Origin of the sequence: uncultured Tateyamaria sp. (genome assembly GCF_947504105.1) — a bacterium.
GTDB lineage: Bacteria > Pseudomonadota > Alphaproteobacteria > Rhodobacterales > Rhodobacteraceae > Tateyamaria.
In genome coordinates this window covers 1-522 of sequence record NZ_CANNGP010000164.1, presented here as the reverse complement: position 1 = coordinate 522, position 522 = coordinate 1, and the positions used below count along the sequence as shown (strand labels likewise).

The following is a 522-nucleotide window of genomic DNA, read 5'->3' as shown; positions in this document are numbered from 1 at the left end:
TGACCCAGCCCCCTGAAATCAGGCCACTGAGGTGCTAGTAATCCGTCCCAAGAAAGGATGGACTATGAAACGCAGATTTTCAGACGAACAGATCATTGGAATGATCAAGGAATACGAAGCTGGTGTGAAAGCGCAGGAGCTGTGCCGAAAGTACGGGATCAGCGATGCGACCTTCTATAAATACAAGGCCAAGTTCGGCGGAATGAACGTCTCGGACGCGAAGAAGTTGCGGGCGCTCGAAGACGAGAACAATCGCCTGAAGCGCATGCTGGCGGACGCGATGCTTGATAATGCTGCGCTGAAGGATCTCGCGACAAAAAACTACTGACGTCCGATGTCAAAAGACGGGCTGTGTCGGACGTGATAGATCGGCACGGCTTGTCTGAGCGTCGGGCGTGTGAATTGGCTGATCTTCACAGGTCGGTCTTCCAGTACCAAAAGCAGGATCAGGGCGATGAGGCCCTGCGCAAGCGGCTACGTGAGTTGGCGAATGAGCGTCGGCGGTTCGGATATCGTCGTCTG

Annotated in this window: 1 pseudogene; it reads left to right on the top strand. The window is 54.4% G+C overall.

Annotated elements, in window-relative coordinates:
* Positions 1 to 64: 64 nt before the first annotated feature.
* Positions 65 to 522: pseudogene (locus tag Q1A75_RS24055) on the top strand (transposase); the annotation flags it as partial.